The 23,778-nt window shown below is 41.6% G+C and carries 24 protein-coding genes; 8 read left to right on the top strand and 16 right to left on the bottom strand.

Annotated elements, in window-relative coordinates; translation table 11 throughout:
• Window positions 1-455 precede the first annotated feature (455 nt).
• Together istA and istB are read left to right on the top strand one after the other, a co-directional pair.
• On the top strand, window positions 456-1,670 hold the full coding sequence (istA, locus tag ACLJJ6_RS01275; protein WP_260210390.1) for an IS21 family transposase: 1,215 nt from the start codon (window positions 456-458) through the stop codon (window positions 1,668-1,670).
• Window positions 1,657-2,487 (top strand): IS21-like element helper ATPase IstB, encoded by an 831-nt coding sequence (gene istB, locus ACLJJ6_RS01270; protein WP_412988384.1) that lies wholly within the window; start codon window positions 1,657-1,659, stop codon window positions 2,485-2,487. The genes istA and istB overlap by 14 nt, the downstream gene beginning before the upstream one ends.
• A gap of 199 nt (window positions 2,488-2,686) precedes the next feature.
• Here istB and ACLJJ6_RS01265 read toward each other — a convergent pair whose 3' ends face one another.
• From ACLJJ6_RS01265 to ACLJJ6_RS01240, 6 genes are all read right to left on the bottom strand, one after another.
• On the bottom strand, window positions 2,687-3,292 hold the full coding sequence (locus tag ACLJJ6_RS01265; RefSeq protein ID WP_412989662.1) for a response regulator transcription factor: 606 nt from the start codon (window positions 3,290-3,292) through the stop codon (window positions 2,687-2,689).
• Between the two features lie 4 nt (window positions 3,293-3,296).
• Window positions 3,297-4,337, bottom strand: coding sequence for a sensor histidine kinase (locus ACLJJ6_RS01260; protein WP_412990405.1), 1,041 nt, complete (start codon window positions 4,335-4,337; stop codon window positions 3,297-3,299).
• Between the two features lie 70 nt (window positions 4,338-4,407).
• Window positions 4,408-5,172, bottom strand: a complete 765-nt coding sequence (locus ACLJJ6_RS01255) for an ABC transporter permease (RefSeq protein ID WP_412989661.1) — start codon at window positions 5,170-5,172, stop codon at window positions 4,408-4,410.
• On the bottom strand, window positions 5,141-6,055 hold the full coding sequence (locus ACLJJ6_RS01250; protein WP_412989660.1) for an ABC transporter ATP-binding protein: 915 nt from the start codon (window positions 6,053-6,055) through the stop codon (window positions 5,141-5,143). The genes ACLJJ6_RS01255 and ACLJJ6_RS01250 overlap by 32 nt, the downstream gene beginning before the upstream one ends.
• Window positions 6,056-6,752: 697 nt before the next feature.
• Window positions 6,753-7,271, bottom strand: a complete 519-nt coding sequence (locus tag ACLJJ6_RS01245) for a hypothetical protein (protein ID WP_412989659.1) — start codon at window positions 7,269-7,271, stop codon at window positions 6,753-6,755.
• A 480-nt stretch (window positions 7,272-7,751) separates the two neighbouring features.
• The gene (locus ACLJJ6_RS01240; protein WP_412989658.1) at window positions 7,752-8,312 is read right to left on the bottom strand and encodes a flavodoxin family protein; all 561 of its coding nucleotides are present in this window, start codon (window positions 8,310-8,312) and stop codon (window positions 7,752-7,754) included.
• Between the two features lie 94 nt (window positions 8,313-8,406).
• Here ACLJJ6_RS01240 and ACLJJ6_RS01235 point away from each other — a divergent pair, with 94 nt between their 5' ends.
• Window positions 8,407-9,276: a helix-turn-helix domain-containing protein gene (locus ACLJJ6_RS01235; RefSeq protein WP_412989657.1), complete on the top strand. Its 870-nt coding sequence runs from the start codon at window positions 8,407-8,409 to the stop codon at window positions 9,274-9,276.
• Window positions 9,277-9,483: 207 nt separating this feature from the next.
• Here ACLJJ6_RS01235 and ACLJJ6_RS01230 read toward each other — a convergent pair whose 3' ends face one another.
• The gene (locus tag ACLJJ6_RS01230) at window positions 9,484-10,464 is read right to left on the bottom strand and encodes an aldo/keto reductase (protein ID WP_412989656.1); all 981 of its coding nucleotides are present in this window, start codon (window positions 10,462-10,464) and stop codon (window positions 9,484-9,486) included.
• Window positions 10,465-11,016: 552 nt separating this feature from the next.
• On the opposite strand from ACLJJ6_RS01230, the gene ACLJJ6_RS01225 reads away from it, so the two are divergent.
• Window positions 11,017-11,490, top strand: coding sequence for a MerR family transcriptional regulator (locus ACLJJ6_RS01225; RefSeq protein WP_412989655.1), 474 nt, complete (start codon window positions 11,017-11,019; stop codon window positions 11,488-11,490).
• Between the two features lie 50 nt (window positions 11,491-11,540).
• On the top strand, window positions 11,541-12,095 hold the full coding sequence (locus ACLJJ6_RS01220) for a sugar O-acetyltransferase (RefSeq protein ID WP_412989654.1): 555 nt from the start codon (window positions 11,541-11,543) through the stop codon (window positions 12,093-12,095).
• A gap of 371 nt (window positions 12,096-12,466) precedes the next feature.
• Here the strand turns inward: ACLJJ6_RS01220 and ACLJJ6_RS01215 are convergent, their stop codons facing one another.
• Both ACLJJ6_RS01215 and ACLJJ6_RS01210 read right to left on the bottom strand, forming a co-directional pair.
• Window positions 12,467-13,441 carry a Gfo/Idh/MocA family protein gene (locus ACLJJ6_RS01215; RefSeq protein ID WP_412989653.1) on the bottom strand — a complete coding sequence of 325 codons (975 nt, stop codon included), beginning with the start codon at window positions 13,439-13,441 and terminating at the stop codon, window positions 12,467-12,469.
• A gap of 1 nt (window position 13,442) precedes the next feature.
• A complete protein-coding gene (locus ACLJJ6_RS01210) occupies window positions 13,443-13,907 on the bottom strand; it encodes a heme-binding protein (RefSeq protein ID WP_412989652.1) in 465 nt (154 codons plus the stop codon).
• A 148-nt stretch (window positions 13,908-14,055) separates the two neighbouring features.
• On the opposite strand from ACLJJ6_RS01210, the gene ACLJJ6_RS01205 reads away from it, so the two are divergent.
• The gene (locus tag ACLJJ6_RS01205; RefSeq protein WP_412989651.1) at window positions 14,056-14,910 is read left to right on the top strand and encodes a MurR/RpiR family transcriptional regulator; all 855 of its coding nucleotides are present in this window, start codon (window positions 14,056-14,058) and stop codon (window positions 14,908-14,910) included.
• A 149-nt stretch (window positions 14,911-15,059) separates the two neighbouring features.
• Here the strand turns inward: ACLJJ6_RS01205 and ACLJJ6_RS01200 are convergent, their stop codons facing one another.
• Window positions 15,060-15,569 carry a VOC family protein gene (locus tag ACLJJ6_RS01200; protein WP_412989650.1) on the bottom strand — a complete coding sequence of 170 codons (510 nt, stop codon included), beginning with the start codon at window positions 15,567-15,569 and terminating at the stop codon, window positions 15,060-15,062.
• 345 nt (window positions 15,570-15,914) lie between these two features.
• Between ACLJJ6_RS01200 and ACLJJ6_RS01195 the strand changes: the two genes are divergently transcribed.
• Together ACLJJ6_RS01195 and ACLJJ6_RS01190 are read left to right on the top strand one after the other, a co-directional pair.
• Window positions 15,915-17,618 carry a hypothetical protein gene (locus tag ACLJJ6_RS01195; RefSeq protein ID WP_412989649.1) on the top strand — a complete coding sequence of 568 codons (1,704 nt, stop codon included), beginning with the start codon at window positions 15,915-15,917 and terminating at the stop codon, window positions 17,616-17,618.
• A gap of 106 nt (window positions 17,619-17,724) precedes the next feature.
• Window positions 17,725-18,063, top strand: a complete 339-nt coding sequence (locus ACLJJ6_RS01190; protein ID WP_412989648.1) for a PbsX family transcriptional regulator — start codon at window positions 17,725-17,727, stop codon at window positions 18,061-18,063.
• Window positions 18,064-18,137: 74 nt separating this feature from the next.
• Here the strand turns inward: ACLJJ6_RS01190 and ACLJJ6_RS01185 are convergent, their stop codons facing one another.
• The 6 genes from ACLJJ6_RS01185 to sufD form a co-directional block, all read right to left on the bottom strand.
• Window positions 18,138-19,097, bottom strand: a complete 960-nt coding sequence (locus ACLJJ6_RS01185; RefSeq protein WP_412989647.1) for a serine hydrolase — start codon at window positions 19,095-19,097, stop codon at window positions 18,138-18,140.
• Between the two features lie 116 nt (window positions 19,098-19,213).
• Window positions 19,214-19,528 (bottom strand): metal-sulfur cluster assembly factor, encoded by a 315-nt coding sequence (locus tag ACLJJ6_RS01180; protein WP_412989646.1) that lies wholly within the window; start codon window positions 19,526-19,528, stop codon window positions 19,214-19,216.
• A gap of 10 nt (window positions 19,529-19,538) precedes the next feature.
• On the bottom strand, window positions 19,539-20,930 hold the full coding sequence (gene sufB, locus ACLJJ6_RS01175; RefSeq protein WP_412989645.1) for a Fe-S cluster assembly protein SufB: 1,392 nt from the start codon (window positions 20,928-20,930) through the stop codon (window positions 19,539-19,541).
• A complete protein-coding gene (sufU, locus tag ACLJJ6_RS01170; RefSeq protein ID WP_412989644.1) occupies window positions 20,923-21,372 on the bottom strand; it encodes a Fe-S cluster assembly sulfur transfer protein SufU in 450 nt (149 codons plus the stop codon). Before sufU ends, sufB begins: the two co-directional genes overlap by 8 nt.
• Window positions 21,362-22,597 carry an aminotransferase class V-fold PLP-dependent enzyme gene (locus ACLJJ6_RS01165; protein WP_412989643.1) on the bottom strand — a complete coding sequence of 412 codons (1,236 nt, stop codon included), beginning with the start codon at window positions 22,595-22,597 and terminating at the stop codon, window positions 21,362-21,364. The genes sufU and ACLJJ6_RS01165 overlap by 11 nt, the downstream gene beginning before the upstream one ends.
• On the bottom strand, window positions 22,590-23,777 hold the full coding sequence (gene sufD / locus ACLJJ6_RS01160; RefSeq protein WP_412989642.1) for a Fe-S cluster assembly protein SufD: 1,188 nt from the start codon (window positions 23,775-23,777) through the stop codon (window positions 22,590-22,592). Before sufD ends, ACLJJ6_RS01165 begins: the two co-directional genes overlap by 8 nt.
• Window position 23,778: the final 1 nt, after the last annotated feature.

Raw genomic sequence — 23,778 nt, 5'->3', positions numbered from 1 at the left:
CCAAAAAGCCCCATCTATAAATTACTTGATGGCACGTTTCACTTTAATTTATTTACCTGTTTTAACGTGTGCCAGTCCCTCAAAATGGCAACTACTGCGCAACCCTATTATTGGAAAAAATGGGCGGGCATGCCGCCAAAACATAATTAAAACAATGCCCAAAAACGGGATAATGACTAGGTAGCGATACCACCCAAACTTTAGGAAAGCTCACTGCCGATATTTTTGCGGCACAAAACTACTCAAAATTAACAGGATTGGCAGACCAACCTTAGCCACCCAATCTCTATTCATAAACGTCCCCCCTAATCAACTTTTTAAAACGCTATTTATGAACTCTTTAGTCAACTGTCAGCAACGGTTGTAAAATGTTGGAAAATACCGATTAGAAAATGTCGGTTTTCCAACATTTTTTTACGGTAAACTAAACGTATCTCAAATTTGGAGGAACTGAAATGCGTTTAGATGTTGAACAGTGTGTCCAGCAATATATTATGAACAAAATAAAGCCCAACTTCGCTGAAATTGGTCGACGATATGGTGTTGATCCGCGAACGGTTAAAAGATACTACAATTTAGGGCTCACGCCCCCAGATGAGCAGCCACAACCCTTACGGCGGCCGAGTAAACTTGACGATTATCGAAAAACGATTGAAGAAAAGGTTCTAGAAGGCTGTTCGGCAACGGCAATTTATTACTTTATCAAAGAACGTGGCTATCAAGGAAAGCAAAGTATTCTCAGAGACTATTGTCGAACCATCAGAAAAGCCGCAACGAAAAAAGCCACTATCCGGATTGAAACCTCGCCAGGGCTTTCAGCCCAGGTTGATTGGAAAGAAGACTTAACATTGATTTCTCGGCATGGAGAGATTGTCAAAGGCAACATCTTCTTATATGTTTTAGGGTACTCGCGAATGAAATACATGCAATTTACCTTCAGTCGCAGCCAAACTACCTTTTTTGATTGCTTAACGAATGCCTTTTGGGCAACCGGGGGTGTGCCGAAAGAAATCTGGTTTGACAACCAAAAGGTTGTCGTCGATCATCATAAAAGTAATTTTGGTAAGCCGGTATTTAATGAAACCTTCGTTGAATACGCTAAGGACGCTTGTTTCAAGCCAATTGCTTGTCGACCGTTTCGGCCACAAACCAAAGGAAAGGTTGAGGCGTTGGCCAGAACTACTCAGCGAATTAAAGTTTACAACCATGAGTTTGAAGAGCCGCTAGACTTAGCCGAGATCGTTCATTTGACGTGTGATCAGCTGAATCATGAGAAGTCTCAGGCGACTCAAATTCCGCCTTATTTATTGCTTGATAAAGAAAAAGAGTATCTCCATGATTTTGATCATGACTTACTCGATGCCTATGCCAGCCAAACCATCGCAAGGAAAGTTAGCAAGGAATCAATGATTGTCTTTCAAAATCGGAAATACTCCGTCCCCATCAGATATATTGACGAAACCGTACAAATTAAACACGATGACAATACTCTATACGTTTATTATAACGGAGAACTAATTCGTTCTCACCCTATTTCACTGAAAAGATTTAATTATCTTCGCGATGACATGGAAGAGATTGTCCGATCAGACCTTTATAAGAATCGTGATGACCGAGTCATTGATGATTACGTCGACCGAAACCTGAAGATGTTTGATGAAATGGAGTGAGAAAATGGCTAATTACCAAGCGTTATACACCAACCTTAGACAATTAAAGTTAGATCGTTTCGCCGAACATTTAGGCTACCTATTGGATCATCAAGATGAAGCACCCAAGTCCTTGAGTGATGCCTTATTCGAATTGACAACGGCTGAGCTTAAATACCGGGAACAAAAAAAGATTAATTTGAGAATTAAACTAGCCCGCTTTCCATATGAAAAAACGTTAGCTGACTTTGACTTTAGCTATCAACCAGGAATTAACCAAGGGACAATTGAGGACTTGGGATCACTAAGATTCACCCAAGAGAATCAAAACATTTTGTTTATCGGCACCTCCGGTGTCGGTAAGACTCACCTAGCCACCGCCATTGGAATTGAAGGGTGTAAACAAGGAATTTCAACGCAGTTTATTCGATGTAGCGACCTCATCAACAAGCTTCAAACAGCACAAGTTCAAGGACGAAGCGAAGAAGTGTTGCGCCGGTATGCCCGTTTTCAAATTCTAATCATTGACGAGATTGGTTATCTCCCAATTGAGTCAGTGGGTGCTAAGCTGTTCTTTCAGCTAATTGAAAGACGATATGAACGGAAATCAACCATTATCACCACTAATATTCCGCTTTCTAAGTGGGGAAACACCTTTTCAGATAAGATGTTAGCTAACGCCATTTTAGACCGCTTGGTTCACCACGCTAAAGTCATCCGAATCACCGGTCGATCATATCGAATGAAGGATCATTTGATTGAAAAGAAGGATAATTCTGGACCTGATTTATCAGGTTTTAGCTCACAAAATAAAGAAAGGAGCAGTGAGACACTGTAAACCTTATCGGTAAAAAACAGCATTTTTTAATCGGCAAAAAACGACATTTTCACATCGGCGTTGACAGTCAACCAAGAATGATTATCATTTATCTAAAAAAAATCCTAAAATACTCAATTCCTAGTCATTAGTCAAGTATCTTAAGAAGTTTCTTAAAGTTTAAGTAAAAATTGCTTTCTTTCTATTCTCTATTATTTTCTCACAGCCACTTATTCTGTTTAGCCACATTAACGGCTTCTAGGCGGTTATGGACGCCTAATTTGCTAAAAATTGCAGATAAATAATTCCGTACCGTGCCATCTGAAAGATACAGAGCAGCAGCGATTTCTTTGGTCGGTTCTCCTTTATCCGCTTCTTTCAAAACGGCGAGTTCGCGTTTAGATAACGGATTACTGTCAGCCGACAACATATTCACTACCAGCGCCGGTGCATACAGGGTTTTGCCTGCCATGACTTGCCGTATTGCCGCTATTAAATCATCACTAGGGCTATCCTTCAACAAATAGCCAGCTACCTCGGCCTTTACAGCATGCTCGAAATAAGCTTTTTGCGCAAACGTTGTGAGTATAATGACCTTCGTAGCTAGTTGACTATCCTGAATCTGGTCAGCTACTTCCAGCCCCGTCATTTCAGGCATTTCAATGTCAAGAATTGCCACATCCGGCTTCAACATCTGAATCTGTTGCCAGGCAGTTCGCCCGTCTTGCGCACTGCCAAGAACGTGTAAATCATCCTCTAATTCCAATAACTGTGTAAGTGCCGAACTCAACATACTTTGATCTTCAGCTAAATAAAGTGTAATCATCGCCTTACTCCTTCGGTAACGTTAATGTGACTCTGGTGCCGTGCCGGTCGTGCGTCAAGTCAAATGCGCCGTTGCCTTCCAACATGCGCGCCCGCATTCCTTGTAGACCGTTTGAACCAGCTCGCTGAAATTGTCCCTGCGCCCGACCATCATCTTGAATTTTCACTTGATAGATTTGTGCAGTTGTCGTGAATTCAATTTGCACTTGATGGGCATGCGCATGCCGAATGACATTCGTGATGGCTTCGGTCAAGGCAGCTGCAAATCTGCTTTGAATAAGTGTCGGCCATTCTAAAGCCTCTGCTTCGCCAGTTGTGGTCAAAAAAACTTCGACTTCCGCTAAATGACGACTCTGTTCTAACAGCGTTTCACTTAATGATTTTTGGTGCAGATCATTCACAATTTTCCGTACCATTTGCAAATTTGCCCGACTAGTTTGTGCAATGTCATCTAATTCTTGCGAGACTTGCTCAGGCGCCTTTTGCAATAGTTTTTGGGCTAGTTCTGTTTTAATCGTGATCATGGAAAAGCTTTGTCCCAGGTTATCATGTAAATCACGGGCGATTCGTTCCCGTTCATTGCGTTGGACTAAAGCCCGCAGTCGCCGGTTGGTCTGTCGCAACTGACGCTGGCGAAAAATGGAACGGCTAAAGACATATGACAAAATGGGTGAGGAAATGGGAAACCACAAATTAAGCGTAAACAAGATCAATCCATTTTGAAAATCTGCCTGAAAAGTAGCCGTATTTTGCTGAATAAAAGGAATCAGACTTGTAAATAAAAGAATATAGTAAACGCCCAAAAATTCATAGAAATACTTTTTTGGACGACTGGCCAAAAGAACTGTAATTTGCCAACCGGGAAAAATAATTATGTAATAATTTAAGGCAAATAAGGCGAACACACCAGCAATGAATAATTCTAACGGAATAGTAACCCGCCGCCACTGGGGTTTTTCATTCACTAAAATATAAACCAACGTAAAAAATGCAACCATACCTAGCCAAAACCAATCAGAAAGTTTTTTAGCCGGAATATACACCATCAGCGTGTACACCAAATAAATTAGCCAAATATAACTGGCCCAATCAAGATTCTTCAAGCGCTTCTTTCGCTTAGACTGTTTCAACCCTTTTCCTCCATTTGCGGATAATCCAGTTTTTTACAAAAATAATTGCTAGGGAAATCAGAAACCAACTCCCAATTCCCGTAATCAAATTCAGTTCCAGTTTACCACCAAAGGCAGCTTTTCCTAATAACTGATTTGTAAAATAAGTTGGCAGTAACTTGCCAACATGTTGTACCCACACGGGCAACATATTAAGCGGCCACCAGAGCCCTGTTGCAACTGCCATCGGGAAAACAATGAGATTACAAACGAGGCTGAGTGTCTCTGGTCGTTTGACTTGTGACGCTAATCTACCTAACAGAATTAAAGGCAGCTGTCCTAGGAGACTTGCCCCAATTAGAGCGGCCCAGCGTGTGAACGACAGTCCAACGTGATTAACCGTTACAGCTATAATGCCGATCACAAGCGCTGCTGCGGCTCCCATCACTAGTCCCCAAAATCCGATCGAAATGAGATATACCGTCTCCCCCTTTGGCGTCCGTTTTAATAGCTCTGTGAGCCCTTGATCGCGGTCATGCTGTAAGATGGTGGCAATACTGAAAAAAGAACTGATTAAACCACTGTAGGTGATCATACTAACCATATATTGAATGTAAAATTGCTGGAGTTCCGATCCTGATGCCACCAACATAATCCGTGTAAAAAGCAGATAAAATCCTACTGGCATGAGTAAAGAAAAAAATAAGAACGAAAAATTGCGTAAGAATAGACGTTTGCCATCAAATTCGAGTTGCTTTCTGAATGCTTTCATCGGTGTGCCCCTTTCGTGTTAATGCTATGAAAATATCTTCCAAAGATTTCTGTTCGATCCTCAAATGATGTAATTGTGGTAAATCAGTACTTAACGCGGCTAACGTCTGATCTTCAGAAGTGGTAACTAACTGAATGCTATCAGCGGTTTGATCGCTCTTTATAACTGCTGGTAAGCTTTGAAAATGGCTGAACGGCAATCTAGTTTGAAAAGTCATCTTAACCTGGCGAAAGTTTTGCTGCAACTGACCCAAGGAACCCTGAAAAACAAACTGACCATTTTTCATGATCAAAATGCGATCAGCGACATCTTCAATTTCATTTAGGTAGTGATTGATAATCACAATTGTTTTTCCTTGTTGTTTAAGTAGAGCTATCCGGCGCCAGAAATCTTGGCGTGCATTGACATCCAGCCCCACGGTCGGCTCATCCAAGAATAGAACCTCTGGATTGCTAATAAGGGCGATCGCAAATGAGACCCGGCGCAGCTGTCCACCAGAAAGGCGTGTCAGCCGCATCCTAGCTAGGTCGCTCAACTGTAAATCGCGGAGTACCTCTTTTGGGTTGAGCGATGTCTCATAGCATGCCGCCACTTCGGTTAACAGATCCGCTACCGTCACTGATTGCAGACGCATATCATTTTGCGGCATAACCCCAATCAGTGCCTTATTCAATTTATTTCCTGGTTGGCGGCCAAAAACGTGCAATTGCCCGTCTGCTTTGTAGCTCCCCAACAAAATGTTCAACAGGGTCGTTTTTCCTGCGCCATTTTCTCCAATGAGTCCGATAATCTCTCCCGAATAAATTTCAAAATTAATGTCGGTGAGCACTTTTTTCGAACCATAGCTGAAACTGAGTTGTTTTGCTTGTATCAGTGTTTGCATATGTCATCCCTCCATATGCTTATCATAACAAGCCTGCTATTGTCCGCCCAGTCGCGTCTGTCATGACTTCAGTATGACAATTGTCATAAACTTTTATGAAGGTCAAAATTTCACTCGCCATTCTCCACAGTTTTACCGCCTCAAAATCTGAATGATCAAAAAAACTAGGTCGAATTATCAAGTTCAGCCTAGCCGTCGTCTTACTGTCTTTTTCTAAAAATCAATAAAGTTTATTTTTGCTTTCAGCACACCGTAACTTTAGTTTGTCATTGATTTGTTTAGCAGAAAGCCACGAAGCACATCACCCGGCATGCAATCAACCAATCGATGGGCAACCCAAATGGGACTGATGGCAAGTGAACACATTTGACCTTGAAGTAACTCCAGCTCAAAAAAATGGGTGTGCCCCAAATCCTAGGCAAAAAATTTCCACCTGCTCACCAGTCCCAGAACTAATCGCATTCATGTTCGATATCCAAATCCTTACCAATCGAAACGATAAACCTCAAAGAACAGCGCGTAGGTTATTAAATTTAAAATGGCCATTTCAAGTACGGCAAAAGTCTTCCAAACCGTTTTTGTAAATATGCAAATAGGCCAAATGCCCTCAAATACATGGCTCCAATTTCTGAAAACATAATTTCAGAAGCACACCACAATTTTAGGTATTTGACCTATTTTGAAAACTTCGCCAAAGTTATTTTTTATGCACCAGTAGCTCTGAATCGCGGGTACCGATATTTTTGACCACCGCAACCGCGATAAACAACAGTACCGCGACATTTGCAAAAACAGCCACGATCGAAGCTAAGTTGGCTAGCGCAAAGCCCAGAAAAATGAAGACCCAAGACTGGACGATTAGCCAAATGACCACGCCGTCAAGCAGGGAAAAGCGCCCGACTTTTTTATTTAGCATGGTTAAAATTGGCGGTAACTGAAAGACAAATTCGCCTGGCTTTTTATCAAAACCGGCGCTCACCAATCCCAGCAAGATCTGCGCCAAGAAAAAGATAATCAAAATTGTCATTAAAAAGTTGACTTGATCTCCGCTGGTAACAGTTGAGACATACACCGGGTGTCCCCAAAAGTTAACCAACGTTGCCATCTGTGTTTGTACATGCGACTTAAAAAACAGAATTACCAGAATTTCCACAAAGATATTGCCTAACAACAACCCACTTAATCGGTACTTAAATTTTGGCATCATAATTTCCATCTACCTCTCCTCAATAGATTTCCACCAATTGTAAGCGCTTTATATACGCCTTCATTATACAAGCAACTGATGATTTAGCAATCTTTTGCGGCTTGAGACGAAAAAATGCGAGATTGCTCTAACCCAGATTGAGTTCTTATTAACTGTCAGGTAGGATGGTCTCTTTAAAAGATTTCTTGTTTCCATAAAAATGTTTAGTTGTCATGGCACATTTTATGAAAGACTCTTTGAAATTTGTAAAAGAGATTCCTGCTTAATCTCTATGTTTCTTTGACACAAGAACAGTTACTGTAATCAGCCCAACAACGCAGACAACCACCAAAGCAATTAACACTAAAAATACAATTGACCCGGTTGCTATCAACTTCACTTCTTTTTGCTAACTAACCAGCACTAATCCCCATTCTGGTTCTGTGATGAATGCCAAAACAACAATCACTTTCAACAACATCAGAATAGCAACTATTTGCTACAGACAGTTCATTTTGTTGGAAAACTTTCTCGTAGCGCCTGATTCAAAAGTGCGGCTTGTTTAAGGACATCCGTATCATTTGTAATGGTGTTCTCGTGATTGGCACAGCCAATTAAAGCGTGATCAAATCGCAAACTTAAAAAGTTAGCAATCTCACGAAACTGGGTCACAATATGCAGACTTTTTGTTTTGGGATGATCACCGCCAACCACTACTAAGATTAGATTTTTCCCTGCCATTCGAGTTCGAAAATCAGGCTGGGTCGCCAACAATTCAGACCAGCGTTCAATAAAAGCCATCAGTGTTGCGGACGCGCCATACCAATACACAGGCGTAGCTAAAACTAATAGATCCGCTGCTTCCACCCGTTTCATGAGCTGATAAAAAGCATCCGTACTCGCGGTCCACTGGTTGTCCTCGCGATGATCCGTAATTTTTTCAATTCTAACTTTCCGTAGTTCGATTTCTTTATAAGCAATGTTTTGTAACACTAGATGCGCCAAAGCTTGTGAATTCGAATGTTGTCGACTCGATGCGCTGATAAGTAAAATTCTTTTAGTTTCTTCCATGTTCGCCACCTCCCAAACTTGTAACTCATCTTACCCCGGGAACACGGAAGGGTTATAATTGTGTCAAGTTATTCGTCAAAAGGAGGGACAAACCTTGACCCACGGAGATTTAATTAAAAAATTACGCAAAGAACGGCAGCTATCACAAGCCCAATTGGCAGCAGGCATTTCTAGTCGCACCACGTTATCGACTTTTGAAAATAATCACTCGCGCGTTTCCAGCGACATTCTGTTTGCCTACCTAGAGCGCATGAATATCTCAATTCAAGAGTATCTCTTTTACTTTAACGGCAACACAGCCACTGAAAAGGAACGTATTACCCAATACTTCTATGATAATGTGGTTAAGCGGACAGATCAGGAAATCATGAAGCGTATTCATCAGTATCGCACCCGGTACAAGAATTCCAACGATTTTTATTTTTGTTGTCTATCCATTGAATTGAAGTTATTTTTGAATCATAAACATCAGCACGCTGTTTTTGATGTCGCTGAAGACGTTGCGCTAGTCAAACGGTATTTGGAACGCGTCCAACAATGGGGGCATTTTGAAATGGCACTCTTTTCGAATTGTTTGTATATTTTCAGCAGTACTTATATTCGTGGCACGTTTGCTGTTCTTTTAAAACGGACCCAGATTATCAGCGAAATTGACACTTACCAAAATGATCTCGCCGTTTTTCTCAATAACTGCATTATACTGGCCTTTGAACGTCGCCAGCTTACCGACGTTCGCTTTTTTACGCGCGAACTTTGCAAGAGGTCTGCTCAAACGCCACGTAAAGCTTACGACCGCATGATGGGTACTTTTTATTCAGAACTTTTGAATTCTATTGAAACGGAAACCTGGAGCACGCCCGAGACTATTCAACAGTTTAAAAGACTAGGTTTTACAGAACACGCAGCGGAATTGGCGGCATTCGCGAAGAAAACCCAGGCCGCATTTTGTCCACAATCAGCTTAAATTCTATTAATCTTTAAACCTTAAAACTGAGCTAATCCTAATTTACTCGCGATTAGCTCAGCTTTTTATTAATGTTGCTATAATTTTTTAAATCGGCACATCTGGTTTACGGCGCTTAAGTTGTTGTGCAACATGGCTTGGAAATGTAGCCAACAAGCACCTAAATGGGGACATTGCATATAACTAACTCTCGATTTATATTATAAATTACCAAGCATATGCCTGTGGCGCTGCACCTCCAGGGCCCGGAAAAATCTCGTTCAGACGATCCATAATATCTGGTGTCAAATCGATTTCAGTGATATGCAACAAATCGTTTAATTGATCAACTGTCCTTGGACCGATTGTTGGAGCAGTAATTGCTGGATTTTGCAAAACCCATGCAAGTGCAACATCAGCTTCTTTTTCATCAATCTCTTTACATAAAGCCGAATAATCTGCAAGCTGCTTCTTTTGATATTCAGTTAACGAATCAGCAATTATCGCACGACGTCCCGTCTTAGCTCCAATCACATTACCTGCTAGCATGCCGCCATCCAATGGCCCCCAAACAGTCACTCCCATGCCCAATTTTTGAGCAGCGGGAAGCAATTCTAATTCTGGGAGACGACAATTTAAACTATACTTTGTTTGTTCATTGACAAAACCAAGAAAATGCCGTTCCTTTGCCGCACCAGCAGCAAAGACCAAGTCGCGAGCACTAAAATTGCTGGATCCGACATAATAAACTTTGCCTTGGGCAATCACATTTTCAAGAGCACCAAAGATCTCATCCCAATTGATATTTGGAACGATATGGTGAATCTGATAAAGCTCAACATGGTCCGTATTAAGTCGTTTGAGTGAACGATTCAGTTCACGGTAGATCTTATAAGCAGAAATACCATCGGGGCCGTTGGGACCATCCAACGGATTATGCATATTCATATAGACTTTCGTTCCCAGAATAACTTGTTCACGCCGCTCGTTTCCCTGGGCAAACCAATCTCCTATAATTTCTTCCGTTCGTCCATTATGACCATTACCACCGTAAACATTTGCTGTATCAAAGAAGTTAATTCCAGCTTCTAAAGCCCGGTCCATAATCGCAAAAGCTTCTTTTTCATCAGTCTGTGCCCCAAAATTCATGGTACCTAGGCAAAGGCGACTAACTTTCATTCCGGTGTTACCTAATTTTGTATATTGCATATTTTACTTACTTCTTTCTAAAAAGAATAAAATAATTTAAGGAAAGGAACTATTCCTTTCAAAAAAATATAGTTCTTCATGATCCATAAATTTCTATTGCTGTTAACTTAGTCCCGATTATTTAAAAATTACGTGATAGTCGCAGCGTGCTTAGAATCTCCCGGCTCATGATGCACACTTTAAACCTCTTTTACGCCTCATAGCGACCAGCCTCTTCGAAAGTGCCAAATTATCAATTTTTCCAAATCTTTTTTCGGTTGTGGCTACGACTTGTAAAATAGCCGTCTGTTGAGTTACAGACAACATTTGCGTTAAAATTTAACCCTCACAATCAAATTCATCTCAGCATTTTAATTGATCGCCATGGCGGGCTGCGACCAAATTAGCATCCTCTCTTTGCGCCAATAAAGGTGCCAGTACATGGTCAAAGCCAGTCGAAGTTCCAGTTATAAATCATTTTTTATATGAACCTCCTTTCATTCGGGGCTTATAATACGACTTGAACACGTGTTTAAGTCAATAACTTTTTTAACTAAATAAGGAGAAATTATTATGTACTCAATTGGTAAAGTTGCCGAAAAATTAAACATCAGTACCTCTGCTCTGCGTTTTTACGATAAACAAGGCCTCCTTCCGTTTGAACAACGAGATGCCGCTGGTCGCAGACAGTTTCGTGAACAAGACCTCAATCTGATTGAAGCCATCGCCTGTTTTAAGGAAGGTCACGTACCCGTAAAGGATATCGCTCAATTTATCCAATTTTGCATGGCAGGCGATTCATCACTTCAAGATCGTTACAACCTGGTTGCTAAAGAATCGGACAATTTGAAAATGAAGATAGAAACATTACAAAAAGACTATGATTACCTGCAATATAAAAAATGGTATTTTAAAACTGCCGTAGAAGCAGGCACCGAAAAAATCCATTTCATTGAAAATAGTAATTTTGTTGATCCGCAAGCACGAAAAGATTTTGAAAAAATGTACAAAAATAAAAAGAATCGGAAAAAATTGGTCGATTTTTAGCTTGACTTAAATATTGGTTTAAGTGCTAACGTAAAATTGAGGTGAATAATATGAAAAGTGAATTTGAAAAAATGGAGGCTGGCGAGCCCTATTATTTTCTTGATCCAAAAATTGTTGCACAAAAAATGAATGCAGCTCATTTATGTGAAGAATTTAACGCAATCTCGGCAACCGATCCAGTCGCACAGACAAAAAAGATTAAAGAAATCTTAGGATCGACTGGTGACCGTGTTTCTGTTCAAGCCAATTTTAATTGTGACAATGGCAAAAACATCCACGTTGGCGAGGATTTTCTTAGCAATTATAATTTAACGATTCTAGATATTGCACCCGTTCATATTGGTCATAATGTCATGATTGGACCTAATGTGGATATTTACACGGTCAATCATCCCATGACAGCTAAAGGACGTGCCAGTTATATCGCACAAGGGTTCCCAGTAACGATTGGTGATAATGTTTGGATTGGTGGCAAAGTATCCGTTATGCCCGGTGTCACAATTGGCAGTAACGTTATCGTTGCGGCTGGAGCAGTGGTTACAAAGGATATTCCTGATAATACTTTGGTTGGAGGCGTTCCGGCCAAAAAAATTAAGTCATTATAAATTTGAAATGGGCTGGGGTAAATCTCTCGGCCTTTTCTTGTCTCCCAATTTATATAGTGGCAAGCAAAAAAGCCGAATAATTCAAAAAACGAATCTCGGCTTCTTAAACTACAAGTGCAACTTATTTTTTTAATGATTCCAACTGCATAGTCAATGTTGTATATTTGAAGTTAAAACACCTGCTTTCACACTAATTCTTTTTTTTAGGGTACTTTTTAAACGAAGGGGTGCCGAAGTACAATGCTAGTAAAGAAACGATTAGTGACAGAAACGATTTTCTCCAAAAGATTAAAAATCTCTTTTGAGTGTTGAATTTTCTAGAGAAAACATGCCCTCAATGCTTTAAAACGAACGTAGAATTAATTTGAAATTTAACCTAATTTAATTCCCGCATCCTTTAAAGCAGCATCTACAACTCCTAACACGACGAGACTATGTGCCATTCTTTTTTTAGCTTCTTCAGTATCGTGAGTGTCAATCATTTTCGTAAACGCAACAAACTCCTGAAACATACGGTGTTGATGAATTCGTTGATCTATTTTTTTCGTTTTACCAGAAACTGTTTCATCAAATTTTTCTAAAATATTAACCGGCCCCATAATTTGAATATTCCCGTTTTCGCCTTCGATTGTCGTACGTACCGGAGCAGCACAATCTTTAGCGCCAGTGCAAACAACTTTTATACCAGAATATTCAAGAATTAGCATCCCTGATGTATCAATACCACGCGCGACATTCGCATAATAATGAACTTTTTCTGGGGCACCAAGCAATCCAGTTACAAAGTGAATATTATAAATATTCAGATCCATTAGCGCACCGCCGCCCTTTTGGGGATCAAATGCTGGTAAAATCCTGCCTTTTTTAAAGGCGTCATATCGATGAGAAAATTGAGAATAATTACAGTCAATAATTTTCAACTGACCTAATTTAGGGAGATCTTCTTTGATCTGCTTAAAGTTATTCAGATATTGATTGTTAGCAGCTTCGACCACAATTAAGTCCTTATCTTCAGCGATTTGTGCTAGTTCCTTACCTTGATCCTGAGTTAAAACAAACGGTTTTTCAACAATGACATTTTTACCCGCATACAAAGACTGTTTGGCGTATGAATAATGAAGAAAATTCGGTAGTCCAATATAAACAGTATCAATCTCTGGATCAGTTAAACATGCATCAAGGTTAGTGTAAATCTTGGGAATATTATATTTTTGGGCAAGCTCTGACATTGTTGGCACATCTGCAGCAACACCCAAAATGGCTTTCAAATGAACATTCGGTACATCAGAAATCATCGTTAAAAAATCCTTTACAATCATGCCAGCACCAAAAATTGCTAATTTCATTTTATTCTTCTCCTTTTGATTTTAAAATTTCGTGGATAGCACTTACAATTAATCGATGGTCATCTAAGTGGTCCTTCATCCCAGAGACTGCGAAGGCCCCCCGAATCTGATGATTAATAATTAGTGGAAACCCTCCACCACAAATGGCATATTTTGTTTGGTCATTCATGCCTTTAAAAGATATTTTTTTGGTATAAGCTGATAAGGATGAGTGTTTTGTGGCAATTACCGTATTAATTTTGCGTGGTATCCATTTATTATCAATACGGCCAATCATCATGACATCCACTAAAATTGCATGATCTAAGATGACACGTATCGCAACTGGCCGTTGAAAGTGTTCGTTGACCAGTGCTTCAACATTGGTCACAAATTGTAATGCGGTTTGATCATTAAACTTTGTAAACACTAGATCTCTTTCTTCAGCCTCCAGAGTACTGACATCAATCTTTTCTAAAAATTGCATTTTCTGAACCTCCAATCTAATATTAAGTATATAAACTCAGTTCCTACAAAACTTTGATAATAGCGGACAAGCAACCTGAAATTTCATTTATTTCATGATAATGATTGCGCTTTTCGTCCAAATTAAAAATTCAAAAAGAGGAAAACGCATGCTAGTTACAGACCAACTAAGGGAAACAAAAAACTTCACAAATACAGATCGGCAAATTGCTAATTATGTTCTTAATAATCTCAATGCTGTTTCCAAAATGACCGTTCAACAATTAGCTCAAAAAAGCTTTACTTCGCATTCTGCCATTATTCGCCTGGCCAAAAAACTAGGCTATACAGGCTATCGCGATTTTCGCTATGCAATCACCATCATTTCGTACCAAAATCAGCACCAATTAGATCCCATTGATGCCAACTTCCCGTTTTTACCAAAGGATAGTCCGCGTACCATTGCCAAAAATATGGCTACTTTAACGCAGAACACCATTGAACGTGCCTTGGCTCAACTCGATGTAAAAGAATTAACCAAAGCTGCCAAAATTATTTTGACAACTAAGAATATCTTTTTGTTTGCAACTGGTGATTCCCAAATCCGCGCACGCAGTTTTCAAAATAAACTCGTTAAAATCAACAAAACAGCGATCATCGCTGACGAATATGGAGAGAGTCTTTGGAAAGCTTCTTCCTTAAATTCGGAAGACTGTGCGATTTTTATCTCCTATGGTGGCAATTCAGAACTATACCTTCACATTTTGCACATGTTGAACGATCGCGGTGTAAAAACTATTTTGATTACTGGCAATCCAGACTCTAAATATATCCCGCTTGTAGATGTCGCAATTTCCGTATTTCAGAATGAATATGAAAATTTAAAGATAAGTACGTTTGTCTCTCAAATTACACTTGAATATATTTTAAACACCTTATTTGGCATCTTGTATGCCCACGACTATCAAGAAAACCTCAGCAATCTCAAACGTAACTACCATGCGATTGAAGATAATGATCATTAAAGGGCCTAGGACAAATGACAAAATTGTCCTAAGTCCTTTTTTACGGCTTACTGATGTGCCCAACAATCCGGTTCTGAGCGGCTTCTCCGACAGAGGCAAAGCTACTTTAGGCCACCCCACTTGACCCTCGCACTTTTCATAATCTAGCTTTATTTTGCCAAGGGATTTTTCTTTTCGAATTCAGTTCCAGGTGTTGTATCAAGCTCTAAAGCTTCCAAATAAACTTTCAATTTGTCAAAACTATCGAAATAAGTGTAACGGCCATTTTGAAATTCGCCTTTCTGAACACTAGGCATATTTAAGTCAGCCATTTGATGCGCAACCCCATTAGAATCACGTACAGCTAAAGCTAAATGATGAACGCCCTCGCCATCGCGTTCTAGGCATTCTCGCCAGAAACTTGCTTGGTCATCGGCGGGTGAAATTAATTCAATTTGGAGATTGTTAAAATCAAAATTAACTTGGTTAATCCTAGCGGGGCAAGGTTCACCATGATAAGTTGCCTGTGTGACTTCATAGGGATTATTCAAATGTACCTCTGGAACCGGAACTGCTAGAAATTCCGCCCAATTTTTAGCAGTCTCTTCAATGTTCTTCACTAGAATTCCAATTTGAATAATAAAATTACGATTAATCTGGCCTTTTTGTGTGTTTGCCATTTTACCAACTCCTTTACATTTTATATGTTAAGTATAAAAGTAATGATGGCCATAAAACCGTCAAAACAGCGGGCTGGGCGGATTGTTTAAGAAAACGCGTTTTTGCTATTTTTAATTAAACATTCTGTTTACGATTTTTTTTCAGGCCCACATTGCCAACCATTTATCAGTCCTTAAAAAGAAACGATCCATTTTGGGGAGGGCTGGTCTCATTTTTATCCTGTAATAAAGAAAAGGTAATCACGCTCAACCGTTTCATGCTATACTTATTTCACCGAAGAGCCGAAACCGCTTTCGGCTGGATAATTTAACTGATGGGTACCTGAACAAATTGGAGGAGTGCTTATGTTCTATATTGTCCTATTAAGTTTTATCGCACCGCTATTGGTATGGGGAGGGTTCATAGTCGTCGCCGATCAAGCTGACAGACGAACTGTCGCTTTAAATGGTGTGTGGGTTTTAATTCCTTTACTAATTCTCAAGTTGATGCAGACCTACATTTGGCTGCCGTCACGTAACCCGCTTTCTTTGCTAGGTGCAAATCTAGTCTGGGGAGTGGCCACACTTGTTGCCCTTTATTTACTGTGCAAAGCCAATACCGATTCCCATTTTGGTCGGGCACTAACGCTGGCAAGCGGCCTCTTAGCTCTTTTACTGCTAGTCGTTGCCGGTGGTGAAGCCCATTCAATTTTTTCCGTTAAACCGGTCGCAAAAAGCATCCAATCCAAAACGGTTTCCAGTGCCGCAGCGCCCACTTTCAAAAAAGGGGTCACACCAGTGGCTCTGTCGCCCAAAACCGTTAAAAATCGTATGAACAAAAACATGAGTGATGTTCCAAATTCCCAATATTTTCATTTGGGTGATATTCAGGCGCAGTATTACCACGGCAAGCCGGTGTACATTGCACCCGTAGAATTTGACGGTTTTTTCAAATATTTATCCGCCAAGCAACGGACACCGGGATATTTCATCATTGACGCCACTTCAGTCAGTGCCGAACCAAAATTTGTCAAAAAATCCATGAAGTACACCAATGCCAGTTATTTCAACAACAATGCCCAGCGGCACATTTACCAAGATTATCCGCAGTGGCTGGTGGCTGATAATAGTGAGCCCCAGCTAGAAGTTGATGAAAATGGGACCCCCTATTACATTGAAACGACTTACAAATCAATGGCACTGAGTCATCGTATTAATTATTCGAAATTGCACGTCATTGCCATCAATGCGGTTACAGGCGCCACTAAGCTTTATAAATTAGGTGCCCTTCCCAAGTGGATCGACGAAGGAATCACTTCTGATGTTGCTGATTATATGAATACCGCTTACGGGAAATATCAGCGTGGTTGGCTAAATATGCACCTCAGTAAAACGGGAATTCAGGTCCCGACAAATAGTGAAGTCATCTCAACTTTTGATCAACAGGGGCGGGTTCAATACTTTACCGATTTCACCAATCCACGTTCAGATGCCGATAGTGCTTTGGGCTATTCTATGATCAATGCACGAACTGGACAGCTGGTTTACTATAAAACGCATGGCATCATGGATTCTGATGGTGCTAAAAATAATGCTGACAACAACTATAAAGCCCAACAGTGGAAATCCTCCATGCCGGTCATCTATAACATTAATGGCAAAGCAACCTGGGTATTATCTATTCTTGACAGCACCAGTGCATTTCGTGGCTATTACTATATCAATGCTGCGGATCAGTCCGTACACGCTACTGGTAATAATGCGAACGAAGCTGTAGATAACTACCGCCAGGCACTCGTCGATAGTGGCGCAAGCGCTGGAAATACTTCCGGAGTTAAACCAAAAACTATTTCTGGGACGGTAGCCCGCGCGGTCGTCACAACAAAGGGTGATAATCAAGTATTACTTTTCACGCTTTCCGGCAGTAATACTGTTTATACGGCGGATGGCAGTGACTTTCAAAAGGCTCTCCTCACCCAAAGTGGTGACCGGGTCCAAATTAAAGCCTATGTCGTCAATCAAAAAGCCGTGGGAAATGTGGAAAAATTTGTAAACTTGAATCTCAAGTAAATGAGACTGATAAGCCCGGTGAAAATACCAGTTTTTACTAATTGAAAACGTGGAAAAGTGAGCTATAATTTGGTCGTTTAATACGGAAAATTTGGGGGGAGTTACAATGACCAAAACTAAGTCACAGCAAATCAAAACGCAGGTCTTGACTGCATTTCAAGATTTAAAATTACAGCTCCAGCAGCATAATGGGCAAAACCAATTTCAATATATACTGCCCATTTTGGACACTGGGATTGAAAAAGTGAGCACCGATCAACAAGTCCCAGAGTTAGAAGCGTTGGCCGTTTATCACACTATCTCTACCCAATTGTTTGTGGACCAGCTTCGGCTTAACCAATCCGAACAGCTATCTTTTATCGCTATTGAAAAACTAGCGCATGCTAACAAAGGCCGAAATATGCTCAATCTGCTCAACGTCACTAACCTCTGGCCAAGTAATTAAATAACCGGTGCTGCTTTTCTGCGGGACGCAAAAAGGGTGAAAATCTAAATTTGATTTTCACCCTTTTAATATCGTTATTTTGACTTACCATAGACGATGGTCTGTACTCTTTTAGTGATTTTTGCAATTTTAGGGAAGCCGCTAAATCCCGATTGCTGATGGCCGTGGGTCATGATGACTAAAATATACTGCTCGCCATTCGGCAATGTCACAATCCCCGCATCATTATTCACATCATTTAAGAAACCCACCTTATCGGCAACCGTTGACCCTTTTTGTGCTTGGCGAGCCCCGGTAGGTATCCCACTTCGATAAATTTGCTTACGCATGAATCCCAGAATTTTAGCACGATCGCTTTGCTTTTGAAAAACGCCGGTGCCTGTGGCCAGCTGCTTAAGGAGGCGCATTAAGCTATGACTGGTCGTCTGCGCCACCTTTGTTTCTGTGAAAACGGGCGAATACCAGCCTTGTTTTTGAATAAAGCTATTCACACGACTCATGCCATAACTTTCCAGTTCAGCATCCGCATACGTGTTATCGCTATTCACGATCATCTGGTAGAAGCCATTTTCATTTGTCGTCGTCCACGTAAAGTTGCCATTCAACTTTTGCTGCATCAGATACGCACTGATAAAAAGTTTAAAGGTACTCGCAGCAACTTGCGGCGTGTGCGCATTGGCTTCGGTGGCCAAACTACCCGCTTGATAGATGGCGGCCTGTTTTTGTTTGGCGGCTTTACTGTTTGCTTTAGCGCCTAGATTGTAAAAACTGACGTTAACCGTGCCGTCTTTAGTGACGGTATCCAAATACGCTGTCAGTCTTGCCTTAATCGCTTTTTGTTTGGCCAATACTGATGTACGCTTCGAAACGTCTTCTGTACGACTGATTGACGTTTCATTTGTATTTGGCTGGTTCTGCGAACTGGCACGACTTTCATGTATCTGGAGGCTCACAAGTACAACCAGGATTACCCCCATCACCCAAGGAAAGAGCTTAAAAATCGTCCGTCTGACGCTTTTTGGCTTTTGTTTCATAATTATCTATCATCCCAATATTTTTATTGCGAATAGATTAATTTTTCCCCCAGAAAACTATCATTCTTGCTTGTCTAAGCATACGCTTTATTCAACTAAATTTACACCCATTTTTCTTAAAATAGGCCTAGCTGTACGCGGGCTTCCCGACTCATTTTAGCAATCGTCCAAACGGGTTCCCACACTAAATTTATTTTCACCTGGTCCACGTCTGGTAATGCTTGTAAGCTGTTGGTAATCGCTTGATTCAAGACATCGGTTAACGGGCACCCCATCATCGTTAATGTCATGGTCACAGTACATAATCCCTGGGTACAAGTGACACCATAAATCAGTCCTAGGCTGACCAAATCAACCCCGATCTCGGGATCAATCACCTGGCTTAACGCTTTAAACGCTTGAGTTTCGAAATTACGATCTGTAGTTGTCATACACAGCCTCCTAACCAATGGCCCCTTCCATTTCAAAACTAATGAGTCGGTTCAACTCAACCGCATATTCCATCGGCAGTTGTTTGGTGAATGGCTCAACAAAACCCATCACAATCATTTCGGTCGCCTTACGTTCAGAAATACCACGACTCATAAGATAGTAGAGTTGTTCTTCTGAAATTTTCGAAACTTTGGCTTCATGCTCCATGGAAACGTTGCTATTTAAAATTTCGTTATACGGAATCGTGTCACTTGAGGAGTCATCATCCATAATGATTGTATCGCACTCCACATGCGCAAACGAACCAGGTGAATTGCGAGCAAATTTGACGTTGCCTCGGTAATCCACAATTCCGCCATCTTTCGCGATCGACTTCGATACGATGGATGAAGACGTTTCTGGGGCATTATGTATCATCTGCGCCCCCGTATCCTGATCGACATTGTGACCCGCGACCGCAATGGACAGCATCGTTCCACGAGCACCGCGCCCATTTAAGTAAACGGAAGGATATTTCATGGTCGTTTTAGAGCCCAAATTTCCATCAACCCACTCCATCGTGGCATTCTCTAGTGCTTGGGCCCGTTTTGTTTCCAAGCTGTACACATTGGTCGACCAATTTTGAATCGTTGTGTAGCGACAATACGCATCCTTGAGCACATTCACTTCCACAACCGCTGCATGCAAACTATCAGTATCATACTTGGGCGCTGTGCAACCCTCCACATAATCAATACGACCTCCTTCATCCACAATAATCAGGGTGCGCTCAAATTGACCTGAATTAGCAGCGTTGATGCGAAAATAGGCCTGTACCGGAATTTGGGTTTGAACGCCTTTGGGCACGTATAAAAAAGTGCCGCCTGACCACACTGCGGCGTTTAATGCAGCAAATTTATTGTTCGTTGGTGGGACTAATTTTCCAAACCACTTTTTGAACAATTCCGGATATTTTTGCAACGCCGTGTCTGTATCCGTAAAAATAATTCCCTGTTTCGCAAACGATTCGCGCATGTGATGATACACAGCCTCCGATTCATATTGGGCAGCAGAGCCCGCCAGATATTGTCGTTCTGCTTGCGGTACCCCCAGTCGATCAAAAGTTTTTTTGAGCGTTACGGGGACGTCATTCCAATCCCGATATTTTTTATCCGTGATTTTTTGGTAATACAGCATGTTTTCTAAGTCAAGCTCATCTAACTTAGGCCCAAAATGCGGAATGGGCATTTTTTTATAAATTTTATACGCCTTAAGTCGGTATGCCAGCATCCATTCCGGCTCATTTTTTTCTGCCGAAATCTGCCGAATTACCGTTTCATTCAACCCCCGCCCAGTAGAAAAAATAGGCTGTACATCATCATGGAAGCCATATTCATAATCTTCATCTAACTTCTCACTCATTTGTCTGACCTCCTTTTAGGGCTGTTAGTGCGGCATGCCAAGCAAGCGTTGCGCATTTAATTCGCGCCGGAAACTCTGCTAAACTGGCCAGTAATTCTGCGTCACCCAGCTGCTGTTGGGCACTTTGCGTGACTGTTTGTCCCATTGTCAGCGCAAAAAAACTTTGACAACAATGTTGCGCTTCAGCGACACTACATTGACAAAGCGTATCGGTCATCATGCTGGCAGAAGCTTGTGAAATGGTACAGCCCGTCCCCATGAACGAAACGGCCTGTACATGAGCGGCACTGATTTTCATAAATACCCGAATTTCGTCTCCACAGGAGAGGTTTTGTAACGCCCCACTTACCGTGGCATCCGCCATTGTCTGCTTATGATGGGGATTTTCTGCATGCTCCAAAACCACAGTCCGGTACAACTTTCCTAGTTTTTCAAGACTCACGTTCAAAGAACTCCTTTACCCGTTCAACTGACCAAGCAAACCGCTCCATATCTTCACTCGCATTATAAAAACTGACACTGGCACGGACTGTAGCAGAAACGCCTAGTGCTGCCATCAACGGCTGGGCACAATGATGCCCCGCACGAACTTCAATGCCCAGCATATCTAAACCAGTCGCCATATCGTGGGGATGAATGTTGGCCACGTTAAACGAAACGATTCCTGCATGCTCAGCGGGCTTAGGCGATCCATAAATCGTCACGCCTGGAATTGCTTGCAACTGCGGCAATAAACTTGCCATTAACTGAGTCTCTTTTTGGCGAACTTCGGCAACTCCTAGTTTTTGATAGTAGCTAATCGCTGCTCCTAAGCCAATTACCCCGCCAATATTGGGTGTACCAGCTTCAAATTTCCAGGGGGCATTTTGCCACTTGGCTTCCGTACGGCTGACGCTTGCAATCATTTCACCACCATATTGAATCGGTGGCATAGCAGCTAACAACCCAGCTTTACCATACAGCACGCCAATCCCAGTAGGCCCCAGCATTTTATGTCCAGAGAAAGCCAAAAAATCAACGTTGAGATCCGAAACGTCAATCGTCTGGTGTGGAATTGCTTGCGCCGCGTCCACCACCAAGTAAGCATGTTGTTCGTGCACCAGCCGGGCAATAATTTTGATCGGATTCGTCACCCCTAAGACATTACTTGTCTGGGTTATCGCCACAATTTTAGTGCGCGAGGTTAGCTTTGCTCTCAAATCGGCCATATCTAGCGTCTGATCGGACGTAAGTTCTACATATTTCAAGGTCGCACCTTTGCGTTTTGCCAATTGTTGCCACGGAATTAAATTACTGTGATGTTCCATAATGGTGATTAAAATCTCATCACCTTTTTGAACCACCAAATTACCAAAACTGCTGGCCACTAAATTGAGGCTTTCAGTAGTTGAACGGGTATAAACAATCGTTTCGGCGTTAGGTGCATGGATAAACGCTGCTACTTGTTCACGCACACGCTCATATTTTTCAGTTGCTTGGTTAGCTAAAGTGTAGACCCCGCGGTGCACATTAGCATTCTCGTTTTGATAAAACGCCCTTATTTGTTTTAAAACAGGCGTCGGTGTTTGCGAAGTCGCCGCATTATCTAAGTAAAGTAATGGTTCCCCATTTATTTTCTTCTTAAGGATGGGAAAGTCCTGCGTCAAATTTTGTAAGTAATTAATCATGGGGCAACTTCCTTTCAATCGTTTGTTGAAAAAGAGATCGAATCGTTTTGTCTGCAACTGATTGCGCCACTTCACTAATAAACCCCCGTACCACAAGCCGTTTGGCAACTGATTTAGGTAACCCGCGGCTCATCAAGTAGTACAGCTGTTTTTTGTCCAACCGCCCAACACTTGCTGCATGGCCGGCCTCCACATCATTTTCATCGATTAAGAGAATTGGATTGGCATCCCCGCTAGCCTGATCGGACAGCATGAGAATACGGTTCTCCTGCTGGGCAATGGTGCCGTGCGCCCCGTGGACGATTTTGCCAATGCCATTAAATACTAATCGTGATTCGTCCAAGATCACGCCACGTTGTTGGATCTTACCGGTTGAGTGGGGTGCAAAATTCGTAACGCGTGTATTCATCCCTTGAATTTGCGTTCCGGAGGTGATGGCCGCATTATTAATTTGGGCTTTTGACCGGCGCCCTTTTAATTCGGCGTTCATTTCGGCGATCACATTGCCATCACTGAAAGAGCCAATCGTCCAGTTTAAATGTGCATTTTCACCTACCCAGGCCTGTCGGTTTAAATATACCGTCTCGTTGGCGGAAAATGCATCCGTATTTATCAGCGTTAGGCGGCTATCCGCCTCTAACACAATTTCACAAAGTCGCTGCACCTTATGTGTCCTCGACTGTGGCTGATTTTGAATCTGAATCGTGGCTTGTGCACCCTTTCCCAAAATAATCAGATGATGGCTGATTTCTTCTTCAGGGGTGCTTTGAATGACCAACTTAACGGGATTTGCTAGTTTTGTTTGCGCTGGGATGAACAGCAGGCTCCCGGAATTGACGAAAGCCGTTGTGTACGCGATCAGCCGATCCGTTAATCCCGTTAAAGCCCGACGTAAATAATAGTGTTTGACTAATTGTTCATGTGTGTGCAAAGCATCTGCCAGCGAACAATAAATGTAACTCGTCGCAGACTTTGGCGCTTGCGAAAATAAGTTGGGGAATGGCTTGGGCTGGGCGGTAACTTCTCCCAATTGCCAATCGGCGTAATCAACCTTTGCAAACCGCGGTGGCTGTGCCGTTTGGTAGTGATCAAAAGCATCGTATCGCAGCTGTGTGAACCATTCGGGTTCGGAAATAAAATGCGCTTTGGTCCCAGTTAATTGCATGTGTGTGTCTATCATT

Origin of the sequence: Pediococcus siamensis (assembly GCF_047220215.1) — a bacterium.
GTDB lineage: Bacteria > Bacillota > Bacilli > Lactobacillales > Lactobacillaceae > Pediococcus > Pediococcus siamensis.
The sequence above is the reverse complement of the archived record's forward strand: the minus strand, read 5'-3'. Positions and strand labels throughout refer to the sequence as shown.

Bases quoted from the DNA above. Each gene is read 5' to 3' on its own strand.
- ACLJJ6_RS01200 (WP_412989650.1), bottom strand. From the start codon at position 15,569: ATGGCAAACACACAAAAAGGCCAGATTAATCGTAATTTTATTATTCAA.
- ACLJJ6_RS01195 (WP_412989649.1), top strand. From the start codon at position 15,915: ATGTTCTATATTGTCCTATTAAGTTTTATCGCACCGCTATTGGTATGG.
- ACLJJ6_RS01180 (WP_412989646.1), bottom strand. From the start codon at position 19,528: ATGACAACTACAGATCGTAATTTCGAAACTCAAGCGTTTAAAGCGTTA.
- ACLJJ6_RS01250 (WP_412989660.1), bottom strand. From the start codon at position 6,055: ATGCAAACACTGATACAAGCAAAACAACTCAGTTTCAGCTATGGTTCG.
- sufB (WP_412989645.1), bottom strand. From the start codon at position 20,930: ATGAGTGAGAAGTTAGATGAAGATTATGAATATGGCTTCCATGATGAT.
- ACLJJ6_RS01255 (WP_412989661.1), bottom strand. From the start codon at position 5,172: ATGAAAGCATTCAGAAAGCAACTCGAATTTGATGGCAAACGTCTATTC.
- ACLJJ6_RS01205 (WP_412989651.1), top strand. From the start codon at position 14,056: ATGCTAGTTACAGACCAACTAAGGGAAACAAAAAACTTCACAAATACA.
- ACLJJ6_RS01190 (WP_412989648.1), top strand. From the start codon at position 17,725: ATGACCAAAACTAAGTCACAGCAAATCAAAACGCAGGTCTTGACTGCA.
- ACLJJ6_RS01225 (WP_412989655.1), top strand. From the start codon at position 11,017: ATGTACTCAATTGGTAAAGTTGCCGAAAAATTAAACATCAGTACCTCT.
- istB (WP_412988384.1), top strand. From the start codon at position 1,657: ATGAAATGGAGTGAGAAAATGGCTAATTACCAAGCGTTATACACCAAC.
- ACLJJ6_RS01220 (WP_412989654.1), top strand. From the start codon at position 11,541: ATGAAAAGTGAATTTGAAAAAATGGAGGCTGGCGAGCCCTATTATTTT.
- ACLJJ6_RS01215 (WP_412989653.1), bottom strand. From the start codon at position 13,441: ATGAAATTAGCAATTTTTGGTGCTGGCATGATTGTAAAGGATTTTTTA.
- ACLJJ6_RS01210 (WP_412989652.1), bottom strand. From the start codon at position 13,907: ATGCAATTTTTAGAAAAGATTGATGTCAGTACTCTGGAGGCTGAAGAA.
- ACLJJ6_RS01230 (WP_412989656.1), bottom strand. From the start codon at position 10,464: ATGCAATATACAAAATTAGGTAACACCGGAATGAAAGTTAGTCGCCTT.
- sufD (WP_412989642.1), bottom strand. From the start codon at position 23,777: ATGATAGACACACACATGCAATTAACTGGGACCAAAGCGCATTTTATT.
- ACLJJ6_RS01245 (WP_412989659.1), bottom strand. From the start codon at position 7,271: ATGGAAATTATGATGCCAAAATTTAAGTACCGATTAAGTGGGTTGTTG.
- ACLJJ6_RS01185 (WP_412989647.1), bottom strand. From the start codon at position 19,097: ATGAAACAAAAGCCAAAAAGCGTCAGACGGACGATTTTTAAGCTCTTT.
- istA (WP_260210390.1), top strand. From the start codon at position 456: ATGCGTTTAGATGTTGAACAGTGTGTCCAGCAATATATTATGAACAAA.
- ACLJJ6_RS01165 (WP_412989643.1), bottom strand. From the start codon at position 22,597: ATGATTAATTACTTACAAAATTTGACGCAGGACTTTCCCATCCTTAAG.
- ACLJJ6_RS01265 (WP_412989662.1), bottom strand. From the start codon at position 3,292: ATGATTACACTTTATTTAGCTGAAGATCAAAGTATGTTGAGTTCGGCA.
- ACLJJ6_RS01260 (WP_412990405.1), bottom strand. From the start codon at position 4,337: ATGGTGTATATTCCGGCTAAAAAACTTTCTGATTGGTTTTGGCTAGGT.
- ACLJJ6_RS01240 (WP_412989658.1), bottom strand. From the start codon at position 8,312: ATGGAAGAAACTAAAAGAATTTTACTTATCAGCGCATCGAGTCGACAA.